The sequence below is a fragment of the Algibacter sp. genome (assembly GCF_049667265.1).
Taxonomy (GTDB): domain Bacteria; phylum Bacteroidota; class Bacteroidia; order Flavobacteriales; family Flavobacteriaceae; genus Algibacter_B.
On sequence record NZ_JBATHX010000030.1, the window covers coordinates 1 to 2,134 of the forward strand.

1 protein-coding gene is annotated in these 2,134 nt (G+C 33.5%); it reads right to left on the minus strand.

Annotation, left to right across the window (positions count from 1 at the left end; translation table 11 throughout):
* Positions 1 to 2,134, minus strand: a 2,134-nt coding sequence (locus WBN21_RS00880) for an MG2 domain-containing protein (protein ID WP_424197427.1), incomplete at both ends; no start/stop codon positions are given.

Genomic DNA, 2,134 nt, shown 5'->3' on the forward strand with positions numbered 1-2,134 from the left:
TGGCGCAATCTTTATTCGATTTATCTATAAGATTGTCAATACTCATGTTCGCATTTAAGGCGTGATAACCCACATTTACAATATTGGTTGCACTTCTGGTTTCGCCATTTAAATCCGTAACATCAGCCGTAATTTCATAATTGAAAATAGGTAAGCTACTTTTATCAACACTTTGGTCTGGAAGGGCTTTAAAAGTGATTTCAAATTCGCCTTTATCATTTGTTACAGTTTCACCGTGAGTGATTTCTTGAGGCTCGCTATTTACCCAAGGTCTGTACCAAAAATACCAACGTGGATATTGCACCTTTCGATGCACGCGATACACCACTTTAGCATCGGTAATGTTACTTCCGGCGAAAGCCAAAGCTTTCCCTTTAATAGTTACAGAATCATTAATTTTAAAAGTTTCGGTAACTGGATTGAATTTTGTTTCAAACTTTGGACGCTTATATTCTTCAACAGAAATAGAGGCGTTACTTCTCATGAAATGTCCAGAATCCGAATTAAATTCTATCCTGTACAAACCGTTTAAACCATTATTAGGTAACATAAATTCGCCTGAAACAGAGCCATATTCATTGGTTGCTAATTTATGTTGAGTTACAATTTCATTGTTCACGTTGTAAAGCGTAACCAAAACTTTCTCGTTTTCTAAAACAACCGATTTTCCTTTGTCGGTTTCCATGGCAATGGCTTTAAAATAAACCGTTTGCCCAGGTCTGTAAATACTTCTGTCCGTAAATAAAAACGATTTGTAACTTACTTTTTCTTCAGGTTGATTGTATGTTTGGTTGATGTAAAAGTTCCCGAAGAAAGCAACTTCACTACCGTTTTCAACTTTTAGATGTAAGTTACTATACCAGTTTTTATCCTTGTCAATTTTAATTTCACCTAAGCTGTTTGTGGTGTAATTTTTAGTTGTAGTTTTTCTGTTGTTTCTAGAATCATAAGCCACTTCAACCTTAGCATTTGGAATTGGAGCGCCATTATTTCTATTAATAATTTGAAATATTTTTTGTTCAAGCGCTTCCGTTTCAACTAAAGCAAGGTTCGTTATTTGCACGTTTGCAAAAGCAAAATTTTCATAGTCGTGAGTATTAAAAGCAACTACCAAATAGCGACCGTTGTCGAGTTTAGGTATTAAAACTTCTGTGGTATGCGTTTGGTAATCATTTTCGTTTTTTAATGTATTATTCCAAGTTTTATTCGCATCTAAGGCCTTTATGAAACTAAGTTGCTCTTCTTTTCTATAGGTAATTGCGAACTTTTCAAACTGTGTTTGAGAAATTTTATAAGCATTAAACTGAAGCGCATCCAGATTTTTATAGCGAATTAATAAACGCCCATTTTGCTGAATAGGTAAAAAATCTTCAGTTGTTATTTGAAGCGATGATTGTTCAATTTGAGTTTTTAAAATTTCGCATTTTTCGGCACCTTTACTTTTTGGGAATTTGGTGATAACTTTATTACATAATTCAAGTGCTTCTTTCGCTTTCCATCGTTGCTCGTCCTTCGTTTTTGGCTGATATTCCTGACTTTGCTGATAGTAAATAGTCGCTATTTCAAAATCGTATAAACCAGAAACTTCAATAGTTTTATGATTTTCACTTTCAGATTCTAAAGCATCCAATAAAATAGCTTCTTTATCGCTAAACGTGGCATATTGGTTTACAAATTTTAAACGTTCAATATTAACATCGGCTAAGGCTAAAGACGATTCATTATTCAAATGAAATCGAATTAAATCTCTGTAAATTTTTAGGGCATTAAGTTGTAACGAGGTAGAATCCTTCGATGCTATATTTAAAGTTGAAAACGATTCAGCGTTCCCTAAAAACTTAGCATTGTCAATTTCAAATTTATAGGCTGGTTTTGTAATTTGTGTTTCGTTGGTTTTATAAAATTCCAAAGCATTGTGGCTTAAAAAATCAAACAAAGTAGGTCTGTAAATTTTTGAGCCTTTTTGTTTATTCAATAAAACCTCATAGGTTTTTAAAGATTCTTGCCGCAGCATCAATCCATTCTCCAAAGACCTTTGAAAATGTACATGCACTTCATCAAAAAGCGTTTGTAAATCCCAAGTTCTAAAATCATCAGCGTCTACTTTTTCTGCGGTTTCAGTTCGGTTGTAAAA